Origin of the sequence: Nonomuraea sp. NPDC049646, assembly GCF_044465525.1 — a bacterium.
Lineage (GTDB): Bacteria > Actinomycetota > Actinomycetes > Streptosporangiales > Streptosporangiaceae > Nonomuraea.
The window spans coordinates 233,463-249,320 of record NZ_JBITLU010000011.1; the positions used below are offsets into that span (position 1 = coordinate 233,463).

The 15,858-nt window shown below is 73.6% G+C and carries 14 protein-coding genes; 4 read left to right on the forward strand and 10 right to left on the reverse strand.

Going from position 1 to position 15,858, the window contains the following annotated elements; genetic code table 11:
- Positions 1 to 149: 149 nt before the first annotated feature.
- On the reverse strand, positions 150 to 1,079 hold the full coding sequence (locus tag ACIBQ8_RS31540; protein ID WP_397193684.1) for a virginiamycin B lyase: 930 nt from the start codon (positions 1,077 to 1,079) through the stop codon (positions 150 to 152).
- Complete coding sequence (locus ACIBQ8_RS31545; protein ID WP_397193744.1) at positions 1,073 to 2,713, reverse strand: ABC-F family ATP-binding cassette domain-containing protein; 1,641 nt, start codon at positions 2,711 to 2,713, stop codon at positions 1,073 to 1,075. Before ACIBQ8_RS31545 ends, ACIBQ8_RS31540 begins: the two co-directional genes overlap by 7 nt.
- A gap of 121 nt (positions 2,714 to 2,834) precedes the next feature.
- On the opposite strand from ACIBQ8_RS31545, the gene ACIBQ8_RS31550 reads away from it, so the two are divergent.
- Positions 2,835 to 3,371 carry a TetR/AcrR family transcriptional regulator gene (locus tag ACIBQ8_RS31550; protein ID WP_397179309.1) on the forward strand — a complete coding sequence of 179 codons (537 nt, stop codon included), beginning with the start codon at positions 2,835 to 2,837 and terminating at the stop codon, positions 3,369 to 3,371.
- A 207-nt stretch (positions 3,372 to 3,578) separates the two neighbouring features.
- Here ACIBQ8_RS31550 and ACIBQ8_RS31555 read toward each other — a convergent pair whose 3' ends face one another.
- The 8 genes from ACIBQ8_RS31555 to ACIBQ8_RS31590 are packed head-to-tail and all read right to left on the reverse strand — an operon-like array spanning position 3,579 to position 10,993.
- A complete protein-coding gene (locus tag ACIBQ8_RS31555) occupies positions 3,579 to 3,728 on the reverse strand; it encodes a hypothetical protein (RefSeq protein WP_358294834.1) in 150 nt (49 codons plus the stop codon).
- Between the two features lie 46 nt (positions 3,729 to 3,774).
- Positions 3,775 to 5,424 (reverse strand): serine/threonine-protein kinase, encoded by a 1,650-nt coding sequence (locus ACIBQ8_RS31560; protein ID WP_397193685.1) that lies wholly within the window; start codon positions 5,422 to 5,424, stop codon positions 3,775 to 3,777.
- Positions 5,425 to 5,448: 24 nt separating this feature from the next.
- The gene (locus ACIBQ8_RS31565; RefSeq protein ID WP_397193686.1) at positions 5,449 to 6,399 is read right to left on the reverse strand and encodes a hypothetical protein; all 951 of its coding nucleotides are present in this window, start codon (positions 6,397 to 6,399) and stop codon (positions 5,449 to 5,451) included.
- Between the two features lie 54 nt (positions 6,400 to 6,453).
- Complete coding sequence (locus ACIBQ8_RS31570) at positions 6,454 to 7,116, reverse strand: HAD family hydrolase (protein WP_397193687.1); 663 nt, start codon at positions 7,114 to 7,116, stop codon at positions 6,454 to 6,456.
- Complete coding sequence (locus ACIBQ8_RS31575; RefSeq protein WP_397193688.1) at positions 7,109 to 8,179, reverse strand: ABC transporter ATP-binding protein; 1,071 nt, start codon at positions 8,177 to 8,179, stop codon at positions 7,109 to 7,111. Before ACIBQ8_RS31575 ends, ACIBQ8_RS31570 begins: the two co-directional genes overlap by 8 nt.
- On the reverse strand, positions 8,176 to 9,030 hold the full coding sequence (locus tag ACIBQ8_RS31580; RefSeq protein WP_397179314.1) for an ABC transporter permease: 855 nt from the start codon (positions 9,028 to 9,030) through the stop codon (positions 8,176 to 8,178). Before ACIBQ8_RS31580 ends, ACIBQ8_RS31575 begins: the two co-directional genes overlap by 4 nt.
- The gene (locus ACIBQ8_RS31585) at positions 9,018 to 9,842 is read right to left on the reverse strand and encodes an ABC transporter permease (RefSeq protein ID WP_397179315.1); all 825 of its coding nucleotides are present in this window, start codon (positions 9,840 to 9,842) and stop codon (positions 9,018 to 9,020) included. Before ACIBQ8_RS31585 ends, ACIBQ8_RS31580 begins: the two co-directional genes overlap by 13 nt.
- Positions 9,839 to 10,993 (reverse strand): ABC transporter substrate-binding protein, encoded by a 1,155-nt coding sequence (locus ACIBQ8_RS31590; protein ID WP_397193689.1) that lies wholly within the window; start codon positions 10,991 to 10,993, stop codon positions 9,839 to 9,841. Before ACIBQ8_RS31590 ends, ACIBQ8_RS31585 begins: the two co-directional genes overlap by 4 nt.
- A 112-nt stretch (positions 10,994 to 11,105) precedes the next feature.
- On the opposite strand from ACIBQ8_RS31590, the gene ACIBQ8_RS31595 reads away from it, so the two are divergent.
- The 3 genes from ACIBQ8_RS31595 to ACIBQ8_RS31605 all read left to right on the forward strand — a co-directional run bounded on the left by ACIBQ8_RS31595 (position 11,106) and on the right by ACIBQ8_RS31605 (position 15,839).
- Positions 11,106 to 11,852 carry a GntR family transcriptional regulator gene (locus ACIBQ8_RS31595; protein WP_352360631.1) on the forward strand — a complete coding sequence of 249 codons (747 nt, stop codon included), beginning with the start codon at positions 11,106 to 11,108 and terminating at the stop codon, positions 11,850 to 11,852.
- Positions 11,853 to 11,931: 79 nt separating this feature from the next.
- On the forward strand, positions 11,932 to 12,198 hold the full coding sequence (locus ACIBQ8_RS31600; protein WP_352323492.1) for a DUF6504 family protein: 267 nt from the start codon (positions 11,932 to 11,934) through the stop codon (positions 12,196 to 12,198).
- Positions 12,198 to 15,839 (forward strand): DNA polymerase III subunit alpha, encoded by a 3,642-nt coding sequence (locus ACIBQ8_RS31605; protein WP_397179318.1) that lies wholly within the window; start codon positions 12,198 to 12,200, stop codon positions 15,837 to 15,839. The genes ACIBQ8_RS31600 and ACIBQ8_RS31605 overlap by 1 nt, the downstream gene beginning before the upstream one ends.
- The last annotated feature ends 19 nt before the right edge of the window (positions 15,840 to 15,858 follow it).

Here is a 15,858-nt window from a genome sequence, read left to right on the forward strand (position 1 = left end):
GTAGGCGGCCCGCGGCTCACCGGGGCGGGCGTGGCCGTCACCGGATGCGGCCGTCACTGCCCGGAAGCGGCCGTCACTGCCCGGATGCGGCCGTCACTGGCGGGGTGTGGCTGTCGCTGGGGCCGGCCGCTACTGGGCGGGTGTGGCTGTCACCGGATGGGGGCGTCGCTGGTCGGGGTGGGGAGGAGGCGGGCCAGGGCGCCGGCTTCCAGGGCCACCCAGATTGCTCCGTCGGCCCCGACCGTCAGCCCGTGCGGCTCATTGCTTCCGGCGGGGCCCGGCTCGCCCTGCCCGGCGGGTGCGGACGGCGGCGCCGGCACCGAGGGCAGCGGGTGCTCCTCGATCGTGCCCTCGACCGTGATGCGGCCCAGACGCCCGGCGGCCCACTCGGTGAACCAGAGCGCGCCGTCGGGACCGGCCACGATGGCGTGCGGACGGCAGGCCCGATCGGGCAGCGGGAACTCGGTGATCTTCCCTGCCGGATCGATCCGGCCGACCTGCCCCGCGCCGATCTCCACGAACCACACCGCCCCGTCGGGCCCGAGCGTGATGCCCACGGGGGCGGCGCCCTCGGTGGGCAGCGGATGCACGGTGACCTCCCCGGACAGCGAGATCCGGCCGACGGCGTGGCCCTGGTTGATCGAGAACCACAGCGCGTCGTCGCCGCCCACCGTGATGAAGGCGGGCATGCCGCCCTCCACCGGCACGTTGAAGTCGGACCGCTCGCCGTCGGCGCCGATGCGCCCGATGCGCCCGCTGCCCATCTGGGTGAACCACATCGCCCCGTCGGGCCCGGCCACGATCCCGTACGGCGAGTCGGCCGAGTACGCGGTGACCTGGCCGTCATCGGTGATGCGGCAGACCCGGCCGCCCTTGCCCTCGGTGAACCACATCGCGCCGTCGTGGCCGGGCACGATCACGCCGGGCTGCCCGTCGGCCGGGTCGAGCTGGTGGATCACCGGCTCGTGCCCCGGCACCAGCCTGCCGACCCGGCCCTGGTGGACGAGCGTGAACCAGAGCGCGCCGTCGGCGGCGGTGGCCACGCCGTAGGGCGAGCCCGCGGAAATCATGGTCAACATATGTGTCCCCCTGTCAGTCGGATCTCGGTGCCGGTGAAACGGCGCCTCAGCGCCCGGTCGTGCGTGACCATGACCACCGCCCCCTGATAGGCGGCGAGCGCGTGGTCGAGCTCGTCGGCCAGGACGGGCGACAGATGGTTGGTCGGCTCGTCGAGCAGCAGCAGGTCGTGCTCGCCGATGAGCAGCCTGGCCAGCGACAGCCGGCGTCGCTGGCCGACCGAGAGCTCGCCCACCCGCCGGTCGAGCGCGTGCTCGGGGAAGAGGCCGGTGTCCAGCAGGGCCGCGCGCCGCTCGTCGGCGTAGCCGTCGTGCCCGAACGCGGCGAGCACGGCCAGGCCGGGGTCGAGGTCGTCGTCCTGGGCGAGGTGGCCGGCCCGGCGCCCGGCGCGCTCGGCCAGGACCCGCAGCAGCGTGGACTTGCCCGCCCCGTTGGGCCCGCTCACCAGCACCCGCTCGCCCGGCCGGACGGTCAGCGACCCGACGTGGAGCCGGTCGCCGACGTGCACGTCACGCAGCTCCACCAGCGGCGCGGGCGCGGCCGGACCGTCGGCCGCCGGAGCGGGGGCGGGAGCGCGGAAGGCGGCCCGGAAGCGCAGCGGCGTCGGCGGACGGGGGACCGGGTCGTCCTCCAGGCGGCGCAGCCGCTCGTGGGCGTTGCGCACGCGGGTGGCCACCGAGCTCTGGACCCGGCCCGCGTTGCGGTCGTAGGCCATCTTGTTGTTGTCCCTCATGGCCCGCCCGGCCGCCACGCGGTGGGCGGTGGTGGCGGCGTGCTCGCGCACCTGCCGCACCTCCTCGCGCCAGGCCGCGTACGCCTGCTCCCAGCGCGCCCGCGCCGCCGCCTTGGCGGCCAGGTAGCCGCTGTACCCGCCGCCGAACCGGGTGACGGCGCCCTCCTCGACCTCCAGGACGGCGGTGGCCACCCGGTCGAGGAAGACCCGGTCGTGGGAGACCACGACCACCTGCCCCCGGTGGCCGCGCAGCCGCTCTTCGAGCCAGGTCAGCGCGGCCTCGTCGAGGTGGTTGGTCGGCTCGTCGAGCAGCAGCGTGGCAGGGTCGGCGGCCAGCACGCAGGCCAGGCCCAGCCGGGCGCGCTCGCCGCCCGACAGGCTCGACAGCACCCGGTCGCGGGCGACGTGCGCCAGGCCGAGGCCGTGGAGGGCCTTGTCGACGCGCGCGTCGGCCGTGTAGCCGCCGCGGGCCTCGTAGGCGGTCAGCAGCTCGCCGTATTCGCCCATGACGTCGTCGGTGAGCGCCGACTCCAGCTCGCGCAGCCTTCGCTCCATGGCCCGCAGGTCGGCGAGCGCGTGGTCGATCGCCTGCTGGACGGTGTGACCGGGCGGCAGGCCGAGCGTCTGGCCGAGGTGGCCGACATCGCCGGCGACACCGGTGACGCCGGCCGTGACGCCTCCGGTGACATCGCCGCGTACGGAGCCCGGGACGGCGCCGGTGATGGTGATGTCGCCGTCGTCGGGCTGTTCGACGCCGGCCAGCAGCCGGAGCAGGGTGGACTTGCCGGAGCCGTTCTCGCCGACGACGGCCAGGCGCTCGCCGGGGCCCACGGACAGGGACACATCGGTGAGCACGACGCGGTCGCCGTACGACTTGCTGAGCCTGCGGACGTTGATCAGGATGGAACTCCAATCGCAACTGTTGTAGCTTTAGTTTGGCACAGGCGAAGCGCAAACGCAACTGGAGTAGATTTTGGAACCGAGCAGACGTCCGGGAGGGCGCAGTGCGCGAGTTCGCGACGCCGTGCGCCAGGCGACCCTGGCCGAGCTGGCGGCCCATGGCTTCCGCGGCCTGACGGTCGAGAACGTGGCGGAGCGGTCGGGCGTGCACAAGACCACCGTCTACCGGCGGTGGGGCAACGTGGAGGGCCTCATCTCCGACGCCCTGGAGCTGGCCAAGGACGAGCCGTGGCCGATCCCCGACACCGGCAGCGTCGAGGGCGACCTGCGGGCGATCGTCCAGCTCGTCCGCGGCGGGTTCGCCGACCCGGAGCTGGGGCCGGTGTCGTCGGCGTTCGTGGCGGCGGCCGTCCAGAGCCCGGAGGCGGCGCGGGCCCTGCACGAGTTCTTCACCGCCCGGCACGACCAGTCGGCCGAGGTGGTGCGGCGCGCGATCGCCCGCGGCGAGCTGCCCGACGTCGTCGACGTTCAGGAGGTGATCAGGGTGGCCGTCGCCCCGGTCTACTACCGGCTGTTCGTCGCGCACGAGCCGGTGAGCGAGCGCGACGCCGACCGCGCCGCCGACGCCGCCCTGGCCGCCGCCCGCGCCGGGATCCTCTGACAACCCCGATCAGACCGGCGTCCGCAGGAAACGACCGGCGTCCGCAGGAAACGACCGGCGTCCGCAGGAAACGACCGGCGTCCGCAGGAAGCGACCGGCGTCCACAAGAAGCGACCGACGCGAGCGACCGCGAAGAGGCGGCCGTGAACAGGCAGCCGCGAGGCAGTCGCCACAAGCGGCCGCCCCGGGGAGGCGGCCGCGGGGTGGTCAGTGGCGTCGGGGGCGGAGCCGGTCGAGGAAGCGCCGGGCCTTCTCCTGGTTCTGCGGGTCTCGGGCCATGCGCTTGGCCTTCTCGACGGTCTGCCTGCCTTCAGGGCTGCGCAGGTACGCGCGCACCCGGTCCATGAGCTTCGCCATCCTCACCCCCTACCCCGATGGCCGCCGGGAACGCGGGCCCGCCGGTCTAGGGCTCCTTCTGCCCCCGCAGCTCGAAGTCGTCGAACGTCATCTTCAACGCCGACTGGCTGTCCTTGGGCGTACGCGCGAACAGCCCCACGTACCCGTTGCCGAGCCCGTTGGGGTCGTCGGCCTGCTGCACCCGCTTGTCGTTCACCCACATCGTCAGCCGCACCGCCGAGCCGCGCTGCTCGCACGAGGCCACGATGCGCAACCGGCCCTCCGGCTTGGCCACCTTGGCGGGCTGGGTCAGTGTGCCGCCCGCGCCGTCGTACACGCGGCGGATCCGCGCGTTCCCCTCGGTGTCGAGGCCGAACTCGTAGTAGGTGTCGTCGTCGTCGGAGTTGTGGCAGTAGATGCCGTACTCGCCGCTGCCCGTGTACTCCCGGATCTCGGCGGTGACGCCGACGACCACCGACGACGGCAACATCGGCGTGGGCGTGGCCGAGGGGTCGGGGGTGTTCGTGGGCGTGGCGACGAGGAAGGGGATGGGGGCCTTCGCCCACTGCTCCTCGCGGCCGTCTCCCACGTCGAGCCCGTACGTGCCGTCCGTGCGGTAGCCCCTGCTGCCCGTGGTGTCGGGGTCGTAGGTGCCGAGCCAGCCGCCGGAGGTCTGCGTGAAGTCCTCGCGGTACAGGACGCCCAGGTCGTCGGGCGGCCCGCTCGGGGTGAGCACCGCCCAGGCCGTCGCCGCGGCGGCCACCAGCACCGCCGCGGCGGCCGCGCCGATTCCGAGCAGCCTGCCGCGCCGCTTCGCCGCCGTGTTGGCCGCCGTGTCGGCCGCCGTGGGCGCGGCCTCGGTGAACGGGGTGGTGGCGTGCTGCCAGGCCACCTGCACGGTGTGCGCCGCCTGCTCGGGCGCGGCCGAGCGGCCCACGAGGTGGTCGAGGAGCTGCTGCGCGGTGGGCCGCGCGGCCGGGTCCTTGCGCAGCGCGGCCCCGACCAGCTCGCGCAGGCCGGGATCGACGTCGTCGAGGCGGGGCTCGGTGTTGAGCACCTGGTAGACGATGGAGGGCAGCGTGTCGCCGCCGAACGGCGCCCGTCCGCTCGCCGCGTACGCGATCAGGCAGCCCCACGAGAACACGTCGCAGGCGGGCGAGACCGGCTCGCCGCGCAGCACCTCGGGGGCCATGTACCGGGGCGTGCCGACCAGCTCGCCGGTGCCGGTGACGCCGCCCAGCGTGTCGAGCGCCCGCGCGATGCCGAAGTCGATCACGCGCGGCCCGACGGGGGACAGCAGCACGTTCGACGGCTTGAGGTCGCGGTGGACCACCCCGGCGCCGTGGATCGCGGTCAGCGCGGTGGCCACGCTGACGGCCAGCGCGTCGAGGCTGGAGCCGCGCAGCGGCCCAGACTGGCGTACGGCCTCCTCCAGATTGGGGCCGGGCACGTACTCGGTGACCACGTAGAGCAGGTCGCCGTCGAGCGCGGCCTCGATCACCGCGGCGGTGCAGAACCTGCGGACGCGGCGAGCGGCGTCGGCCTCCCGGCGGAAGCGCATCCGGAACTGCTCGTGCTGGCTGAGCTCCGGATTGATCACCTTGATGGCGACCCGCTGCCCGGCGGGATCCTCGGCGAGGTGGACCGTGCCCATGCCGCCCCGCCCGAGCACGCTCAGCAGCCGGTAGTGCCCGATCTGGGATATATCACCGCTCACGGCGGCCCAGCTTACCGATCGCGGCTATCCGCCGCAGGACGCGCACGCGATGCGCGTACGCCGCGCGTACGACCAGGCCGCCACGGCCATCCCGGCGCCCCACACCACGTACCCGGGCACGGCCACCCAGAAGAACGCCTCGGGCAGATCGCCCCCGGAGAACGGCACGCCCCCGCTGAGCCGTTCGGCGACCATCTGCCCCAGCGCCACCCCGAAGTAGGCCAGCAGCCCGCCGGACACCCCGACCCCCGGCCACAGCACCAGCCGGCGCGGCACCGGACGCCCGGCCAGCCACGGCACCCATCCCGGCCACACCCGCCCGAACCGGTGGACGAGCGCCAGCGGCAGCAGCGTCCCGGCGAGCAGGAACTCGATCTCGAACGCCACCGCCCCGGCACGGTAGGGCACGACGTCGAACCCCACGGCCGCCTGCGCCGCGATCCGCGCCAGACAGCCGGCCACGGAGACGTAGGCCGCGGCGAAGGCCCACCCCGGCGTACGCGCCAGCACCCGGGACGAACGCCGCCCGCACGCCGCGCACGCCCCCGCGGCCCGCCGCCGGTAGGCCGCGGCGGACCGCCAGAGCAGCGCCCCCGAGCCCACGCAGGCCGCCTTGCTGAGCGCCCCCGCCCACGAGAACGGCATGCCGAGCCCCGGGACGACCGCGGACACCACGTCGAGCAGCAGCAGCGCCCCCGACACGATGAGCGCGCCGCCCACCGCCCACGCCAGCGCCGGCGGCGCCCACCCCAGCGGCCCGTCCGGGCGCGCGGCCATCAGGACGACCAGCGCCGCCGCGGCCGCCGCGCACAGGCCCACCGCCGCCCAGCCGGTGAACACGATCAGGTCGGACCCGATCGGCGACATCCGCTCCGGCATGTGGCCGAGCTCCCAGTAGACGCGCACGCCGCCGTAGAGGACGACCAGCGCGAGCGCGACGGCGGGCGTCCTGAGAATTCTCACGTCGGGGCTCATGCACGAGATCCTGCCGACGCCGGCGGGCCCGTCCCTCCCCTGCGGGAGGCGGGCTCATCCCCCGTGCGGGGGAGAGCCGCGCAGTCCGGCCCGCACCTGGGCCAGCCCGCGTGCGGGGTCCACCACCAGCACGCGGCAGCCCGCGGCGGTGGCCGCGGCCACGCCCGCCGGGCTGTCCTCGACGGCCACGCACCGCGCCGGGGACACCCGCAGCCTGCGGGCCGCCTCCAGGTACGGGTCCGGGTGCGGCTTGCCCCGGGCGGTGTCCTCGTCGGCGATCACCAGGTGGAACGCGTGCCCGAGCCGGGGCAGCACCAGCTCCACGATGCCGCGGGGGGAGGCGGTCACCAGCGCGGTCGGGACGTCCGCCGCGGCCAGCTCGGCAAGCAGCTCAGGCGCCCCCGGCACGACCGTCAGCCCGGTCCTGACGCGCTCGGCGAACGCCTCGGTGAGCGCGCCCGCCACCCTTTCCACGCTCATCCCGCCGCTCGTCCCGCCGGTCCCGGCCACCAGGTACGCGGCCGTGTCGCCCACCGTGCGGCCCGTCACGTGCGGCGCGTCGGCGGCCGTCAGCGCGCGGCCGAGCGACCGGGCCACCGACGCCGCGGCCTGCCACCAGAGCCCTTCGGTGTCCACCAAGGTGCCGTCCATGTCGAACAGCACCGCGTCGAACAGCACCGCGTCGGACGGGATCGGGTCGGGCGGCTTCTCAGGCATCGGTCGACAACACCGGCGCGGGCGCCGTCACCGTGCGGGCGGCCACCAGCACCGGGCGCTCCACCAGCCGGACCGTGACGCGGGCTCCCGCCCCCAGCCGGGCCGCCTCGTGCCCCGGCACGTCGGCCAGCACCTCGCCGCCCTCCAGCGACAGCCGCAGCCGCACCGAGGCCCCCCGGAAGGACGCGGCCAGCACCTCGGCGCGGCCGTCCGGGTCGGGCGTGACCCGGACGGCCTCGGGCCGGATCAACACGTCCACGTCGGGCTCGGCGGGCGCCGGGCCGTCCACGGGGAGGAGCTGGCCGAGCACGGTGACGCCGTCCCCGGACAGCCGCCCGGCCAGATGGTTCATGGCCCCGACGAACTCCGCGACGAACGGCGTGGCCGGCCGGTCGTAGACCTCGGCGGGCGGCCCGCACTGCTCCAGCCGCCCCTCGCGCAGCACCGCGACCCGGTCGGCGATCGACAGGGCCTCCTCCTGGTCGTGGGTGACGAAGACGGTGGTGATGCCGAGGTCGAGCTGCAACCGGCGGATCTCCTCGCGCAACGTCACCCGCACCTTGGCGTCCAGCGCCGACAGCGGCTCGTCCAGCAGCAGCACGCGCGGTTCCAGCGCGAGCGCGCGGGCCAGGGCGACGCGCTGCTGCTGGCCGCCGGAGAGCTGGTGCGGGAAACGGTCGGCGTGCGTGGGGAGGCCGACGAGTTCGAGCAGCTCGGCGGCCCTGGCGTGCCGGACGGCCGCGGGCGCCTTGCGGACGCGCAGGCCGAAGGCCACGTTGTCGCGGGCGTTGAGGTTGGGGAAGAGCGAGTAGGACTGGAAGACCATCCCGGCGTCGCGCTTGTTGGCGGGCACGTTCGTGATGTCCTTGCCGTCCAGCAGCACCGCGCCGGAGTCGGGCCGCTCGAACCCGGCCACGCAGCGCAGCGCCGTCGTCTTGCCGCAGCCCGACGGTCCCAGCAGGGCGACGAACTCGCCGGGGGCGATGGTCAGGTCGAACCCGTCGAGCGCGACCGTCCTGCCGAACACCCGGCGCAGCCCGCGGAACTCCACCGCAGCGGTCATGATTTCTTCCTTCCACTGAAGACGGTGGAGACGGCGAGCAGCAGCGCCCAGATGAGCAGCAGGCTGAGGATGGAGACCGCGACGGACAGCTGGCCCTTGGAGCCGGAGACGGTCACGATCCAGACCGCGAACGGCTCGTAGCCGAGCAGGCTGGCCACCGTGTACTCGCCCAGCACCAGCGCGAGCGTCAGGAACGACGCGCTGGCCAGGGCCGAGCGCAGGTTCGGCACCACGACCCGCAGCAGCACGTGCGGCCAGGACGCGCCCAGGTTCCGGGCGGCCTCGACCAGCGTGCGCACGTCCATGGTGCGCAGCCCGGCGTCCAGCGAGCGGTAGACGAACGGCAGCACCAGCACGACGTAGGCGAGCACGAGCACGACGGGGAACCCAGGGTCCTGGATCGCGATCAGCGTGCCCCAGAACGGCGTCGGCGCCAGGATGTCGGCCCCGTCACGCAACGACGTCGTCAGCCCGGCCACGAACGTGATCGGCGGCACCACCAGCGGCAGCGTGCACAACACCTCCATCACCGGCCGCAGCCGCGGCGCGAACAGCCGTACGGCCAGCATCGCCGGCAGCGCCAGCAGCAGGACCAGCACGATCGTCGCGGCGGCCAGCGACAGCGACATCAGCAGCGAGCGGGCGAAGCCCTCGGCCGTCAGCAGCTCGCCGTAGGCGGAGAACGACACCCCGGTGGCCGGGTTGTGGATCGTGTACCAGAGCGAGGCCCCGAGCGGGATCAGGAAGTAGGCCGCGGCCAGGGCGAACACCAGGCCGCGCCACCAGCGGGGCCGGGCGGGCGGTTTCGCCGCCGCCGCGGCGACGGGCTCCAGCCCGGTCAGCGCAGCCATCGGGAGCTCCTCCTCTGCAGCGGCAGGTAGATCGCCATCACCAGCCCGGCCACCACGATCATGTCGAGGCTGAGCGCCAGCGCGATGTTCTCGTAGCCGACCAGCACGTCACCGGTCAGCGCGCTGGCGATCTTCAGGGTGACCAGCGGCACGACGGTGCCCACCATGGCGTTCGCGGTCGCGTACGCCGAGAACGCCGACCCGAACAGCAGCACCACCCCGCCCAGCATCGCGGGCGCGAGCACCGGCAGCGCGACCAGGCGCCAGTAGTGCCAGGCGGTCGCGCCGCTGTTGGCGGCGGCCTCGCGCCACTGGGGCCTCAGCCCGTCCAGCGCGGGCGCCATGACCAGCACCATCAGCGGGATCGCGAAGTACAGGTAGACGATCGCCAGCCCCCAGAACGTGTACAACGACCCCGAGGGCAGCCCCACCAGGCCGCTGATCACGCCCGAGTTGCCCAGCGTGGCGATCCAGAAGAACGCCAGCGGCACCCCGCCGAAGTTGGCCAGCACGCCCGAGGCGGTCAGCACGGCCTCGCGCAGCAGCGTGAAGCGCGAGGTCACCACGGCGTAGGCGAGGAACGTGCCGAGGACGGCCCCGGCCAGCGCCACCACGGCCGACAGCTTGACGCTCCCGGCCATGGCGACGAGGTAGCCGCCCTGGAGGCTCTGCGCGAGGTTGGCCAGGCTCGGCCGTCCCTGGACGGTGAAGGCCCCCGCGACCAGCGCGACCGCCGGGACGCCGAAGACGAGGGCGAAGAAGGCCAGCAGGGGCAGGGCGCCGGCCCAGCCCCTGGAACGCGGGCGGGTCATCCCGAGATCGCGGCGTCCCAGCCGCCGGCCAGCTTGGCCTTGGCCGCGTCGACCTGCTCGGGCGTGGGGAACTCGGGCGTGCCATCGACCTGGGGCAGCTTCGCGGCCAGGGCCTTGTCCACCGTGCCGTCGGAGGTCATGGACGGCAGCAGCACCGGACGGGCGAAGCCCTTGAGGTAGAGGTTCTGGCCCTCGGCGCTGTAGAGGTACTCCTGCCACAGCCTGGCCGCCGCCGGGTGCGGGGCGTCCTTGTTGACGGCCTGGGCGTACATCTGGAAGTACTTGCCGTCGGTCGGCACGTTCACCTTCCAGTCGAGGCCCTTGGCGGCCATCTGGGGGGCGTAGGCGGCGTTGTTGTAGTCCCAGTCGATGCTGATCTGGGTCTCGCCCTTCTCGATGGTCGCCGGGGTCGTCTCGACCGGGTTGTAGTTGCCGGCGTCCTTGAGCTTCTTGAAGAAGTCGATGCCGGGCTGGATGTCGTCGAAGGAGCCGCCGTTGGCGATCGCGGCGGCGTACACGCCGGCGAAGGCCGAGCCGGACTTGGTCGGGTTGCCGTTCATCGCGACCTTGCCCTTGTACTCGGGCTTGAGCAGGTCGGCGTAGCTGGTCGGGCAGTTGGCGATCTTCTTGGCGTCGCAGCCGATCGAGACGTAGCCGCCGTAGTCGTTGGTCCAGAGCCCGGTCGGCTCCTTCTGACCCTCGGGGATCTTGTCGAACGACTGCACCTTGTACGGCGCGAACAGCCCTTCCTTGGCGCCGCTGATCGCGAACGACTGGCCGAGGTCGAGCACGTCGGGGGCGCGGTCCTGGCCCTTGCGGGTCTTGACGGCGTTGATCTCGTCCGCGCTGGCCGCGTCGGGCGTCTCGCTCTCGATCTTGATGCCGTACTTGGCCTCGAACGACTTGATGATCTCGCCGTAGTTGGCCCAGTCGGGCGGGAGCGCGATGACGTGGAGGTTGCCCTCCTTCTTGGCGGCCTCGACGAGCTTGTCGAAGCCGCCGAAGTCGGCGGCGGAGGCGGCGGTCGCCGCGTTCGCCCCGCCTTCGGCCGTCTTGGTGGTCTGCTGGCTGCTCGGGGCGGCGCCACACGCCGCGGTGACAACGGTAAGGGCCGCGATGACGCCGGCCGCACGGGCGCGAGGTGTGAACACGTCGCCTCCACTCTCCGGGGGGTGTGGAAAGAACCTAAGGGAACTTGTACAAACAAGCGAGCACCAGTAAGTCGCATAAACATTGCTCTTTCGTGAATGGAGAAGGTCGCGAATGGTTGCGCGCTATGAACGGATAGCCGCTGAGCTGCGTGATGACATCCTGGCGGGCGCGTACCCGGTCGGCTCCCAGCTCCCGAGCGAGGCCGAGCTGGCCACCCGGCACCGGGCGGCGCGCGGGACCGTGCGGCAGGCGGTGGCCGTGCTGGTCGCCGAGGGGCTGGTGGGGTCGAGGCAGGGCGCCAGGCGCATCGTGCTCGGCAACGCGCGCAGCCAGAGCTTCGCCGAGCTGCACAGCTTCGCCCAGTGGGCCAGGGCCAACGGCTACCGCATCGGCGGCCAGGTGATCTCCCAGCGCCGCCGGGCCGCCACCGCGCCGGAGTCCGCCAGGTTCGGCGGGGGCGAGGTGCTGGAGGTGCTGCGCCTGCGCTCGCTGGAGGGCGAGCCCGTCCTGGTCGAGCGGACCGTCTACGCCGAGTGGGTGGCCCCCGCCGTCGAGGCGCTGGCCGCCGACTGCGCGTCCGTCACCGAGGCCCTGTACGAGTCCGTCGGCCTGATCTTCGCCTACGGCGAGCACCTCATCGACGCCGTGCCCGCCGGCGCCGGGGACGCCCGGCTGCTGGGCGTGCGGCGCGGCAGCCCGCTCCTGCGCCAGCGCCGCGTCACCACCACGCACGAGGGCCGCCCGGTGGAGTCCTCCGACGACCGCTACCGGGCCGGCAGCGTCACCTTCAGCATCCGCAACTCGATCGGCGCCAACCCCCTGACGCGGCGCGCGGGCGACTTGCGCTTCGGGCCGTAAGAACATATGTTCGATACATAAGCGCCCGTCTTCCCCCGGGTGGCTCAGCAAAGGAACCAGAGCCGCGGGGAGAAGCGTCTTGAGCAGACTCTATGGCGATCCGATAGAGGTGTGGACCAGAGACGGCGAGCCGACCCAGTTCGTCTGGCGCGACCGGCTCTACCTCGTCCGCAACGTGCTCGACCACTGGGTCGTGGCGCGCGAGTGGTGGAAGACCGGCGAGGGCGACCCCGGCGAGCGCCGCTTCTGGCGGGTGGAGGCGAGCCCGGGGCGCGAGGTCGGCTCGTACGAGCTGCGCTACGACACCGCCGGCGACGGCTGGCTGCTGCTGCGGGCGTGGGACTGATGGCGCCCCCGTTCCCGCACCTCGACGTGGCCTCGGCCTACTCCATGAGGTACGGCACCGCCTTCCCGCACGCCCTGGTGGAACGGGCCGCCGAACACGGCATGGACATCCTCGCGCTGACCGACCGCGACGGGCTCTACGGCGCGGTCAAGCACGTCCAGGCGTGCGCGGACGCCGGGATCGCCCCCGTGGTCGGCGTGAACCTGGCGCTCGATGTCCCGGCCGTCCCGGCGGCGCCCGGCATGCGCGCGCCGCGGCCCAGGACCGGGCCGGACGCCGAGGACCGGGTCACCGTGCTGGCCCGCTCCGGCGGCTGGTCGCGGCTGTGCCGCCTGGTCACCGCCGCGCACGCCGCCGGCGAGCGCGGCGCGCCCAAGGTGACCCGCGAGCTGGTCGGCGCCTGGGCCGGGCCGGCGGGCGGCGACCACGGGTTCGGCGCAGAGGACGGGCTCGTGGTGCTGCTCGGGCCGCGCTCCGACGTCGGCCGGGCGATCGCCGAACGCCGCGACGAGCAGGCCAGGACGCTGCTCGGCCGGTGGCGCGCGGCCGTCCCCGGCGTGGTGATCGAACTGGTCGACCAGTACGGCTTCCGCGACGCCACCACGGCCGTCCGCATGCTCGGCCTGGCCGAGTCCGCCGGCGTGCCGGCCGTGCTGACCAACGCCGTCCGCTACCTCGACCCGGCCGACCACCAGGTCGGCGACGTGCTCGACGCGGCCCGCCGGCTCGTCCCGCTGCACCCCCGGCACCTGGAGAGCACCACCTCGCACGCCTACCTCAAGAGCACCAAGGAGATGTGGCAGGTGGCGGCCAAGGTCTGCGGCGCCGACCGGGAGCGGGTGGCCCGGCTGCTGTCCACCACCAGGCGCCTGGCCGAGGCGTGCTCGATGGACCCGCTGCGGCTGCTGGCGCTCAGGAACGACCCGCCCGACCTCAACCTGCCCGAGGTCGGCCGCGACCCGGTGCCGCTGCTGCGCAACCGCGTCGAGGACGGCCTGGTCAGGCGCGGCCTCGACCGCTCGGCGCAGGCCAGGGAACGCCTGCGGGCCGAGCTGGACGTCATCGAGCGCAAGCGCCTGTCGGGGTACTTCATCGCCGTGGCCGGCATCACCGACATGATCCGCGGCATGGACATCCGCTGCGCCATCCGCGGCTCGGGCGCCGGCAGCCTGGTCAACTACCTCATCGGCATCGGCGAGGTGAACCCGCTCGAACACGGCCTGCTCATGGAGCGATTCCTGTCGGAGGGCCGCGTCGGCCTGCCCGACATCGACGTGGACGTGGAGTCGGCCCGCCGGCTCGACTGCTACAAGGCCATCTTCGAACGCTACGGCGAGGCCCGCGTGGCCTGCGTGTCCATGATGGAGACCTACCGCGCGCGCAGCGCCATCAGGGACGTCGCCGGCGCGATGGGCCTGCCGCCGCACGAGATCGACGCCATCGCCAAGGCGTTCCCGCACATCAGGGCCAGGCAGATCACCGCGTCCCTGGCCGACCTGCCCGAGCTGCGCGAGAGCCGGCTCGGCGAGGCCGGGCTCGACCGGGTGTTCCGGCTGGCCGAGAAGCTCGACGGCCTGCCCAGGCACATCGCGCTGCACCCGTGCGGCGTGCTGGTCGGCAACTCGGGCCTGCGCGACAGGACGCCGGTGGAACGCAGCCTGCTGGAGTTCCCGATGTCCCAGTTCGACAAGGACGACGTGGAGGAGGCCGGCCTGCTCAAGCTGGACGTGCTGGGCGTGCGGATGCAGTCGGCCATGGCGTACACGCTGAGCGAGATCAAACGCGTGGACGACATCGAGGTCAGGCTGGACGAGCAGGCCGGCGACGACCCCGGCGTCGAGTACGTCCCGCACGACGACCAGGAGACCTACGACATGATCTGCGCCAGCCGCACGCTCGGCTGCTTCCAGATCGAGTCGCCGGGCCAGCGGGAGCTGGTGGCCAAGCTGGAGCCGCGCCGGATGCACGACCTGATCGTGGACATCTCCCTGTTCCGGCCGGGGCCGGTCAACTCCGACATGGTCACCCCCTACCTGGAGGCCAGGCACGGGTGGCGGCAGCCGTACTACCCGCACGCCCGGCTGCGCGAGGCGCTGAAGGAGACGCACGGCGTGGTCGTCTTCCACGAGCAGGTACTGAAGATCATCTCGGTGATGACGGGACGCGACCTGTCCTTCGCCGAGACCCTGCGGCGCACCCTCGGCACGGCGGAGGGCCGGGAGCGGGTGCGCAAGGCGTTCGTGCCGCTGGCCAGGGCCAACGGGTTCGGCGACGCGGCGGTGGAGCGGGCCTGGAAGGTGCTCGACGCGTTCGGCGCCTTCGGGTTCTGCAAGGCGCACGCCGCGGCGTTCGCGCTGCCCACCTACCAGTCGGCCTGGCTCAAGCGGCACCACGCGGCGGCGTTCTTCGCCGGGGTGCTCACCCACGAGCCCGGCATGTACCCGCCGCGCGTCATCATCGACGAGGCCCGGCAGTGCGGGGTCGAGATCCTGCCGCTCGACGTCAACGGGTCCGGCAGGGACTGGCGGGTGGAACGGCTCGGCCCGCGCCCGCCGCTGCGGCTGCGGGTGAGCCCGTCGGAGCTGGGGGAGGAGCGGCGTCCGGTGCGGCAGGAGTTCAGGATCGGGGAGATCGGCCGCGGTTACGCGCTGCGGGTGCCGTTCTCGGCGATCAAGGGGGTGAGCGAGGCCGAGGTCGAGCGCATGGTGGCCGGGCAGCCGTACACGTCGCTGGCCGACTTCTGGGACCGGGCCAGGCCCTCGCGCCCGACCATCGAGCGCATCGTCCAGGTCGGCGGCCTCGACGCGCTGCACGGGCTGCGTCCCGGCGGCCCCCGGTGGCGTCCGGGCGAGCTGACCCGGCGCGACCTGATCGCCCAGGTGGGGGCGCTGGAGCGGGCGTCGTCGATCGGGGTGCGCTCGGCCGCGCCCCGGTCCAGGCGTTACACCGCGGCGCCGCCGCGTCCCCGGGCCGAGCCGCCGTCCACGCAGTTGCCGCTCGGCTTCGGCGAGCACCTGCCGCCCGGCGAGCTGCCCGAGATGACGGAGACGGAGATGGTCGAGGCCGAGCTGGAGATCCTCGGCATCGACGTCAGCCGGCACGTCATCAGCTTCCACGACGAGCTGCTCGACGCGCTCGGGGTGGTGCGCTCCAAGGACCTGCTCGCCCAGCGCAACGGCGCGGAGGTGCTGGTCGCGGGGGTGAAGGTGGCCACCCAGACGCCCGCCGTGCGCTCGGGGCAGCGGGTCATCTTCACCACCCTCGACGACTCGACCGGGCCGGTCGACCTGACCTTCTTCGAGTCGGTGCAGGGCAGGTGCGCGGCGACGGTGTTCGGCTCGTGGCTCATGCTGGCCAGGGGCGTGGTGCGCCGTACGGGGGCCCGCGCGGTCTCCATGCGCGCCGTCGACTGCTGGAACCTGACCGACCTGGACGCGCTGTGGCGGGCGGAGGGCGTCGAGGCCGTCCGCGCCCTGCTCGACCGGGCCCCCGACGAGCGGCCCGGCGTCGGCGGACGCAGGATCGAGTACGCCAACGGCTTCCGGCTCTCGCCCTACTCCGACCTCGGCCCCGCCATCGCCGCCCCGCCCCGGCAGCTCTGGCACGCCAGCCCCGGCAGCTCCGGCCCGACGGCGGCCTGACCCGCTGCCCGGCGGCCCG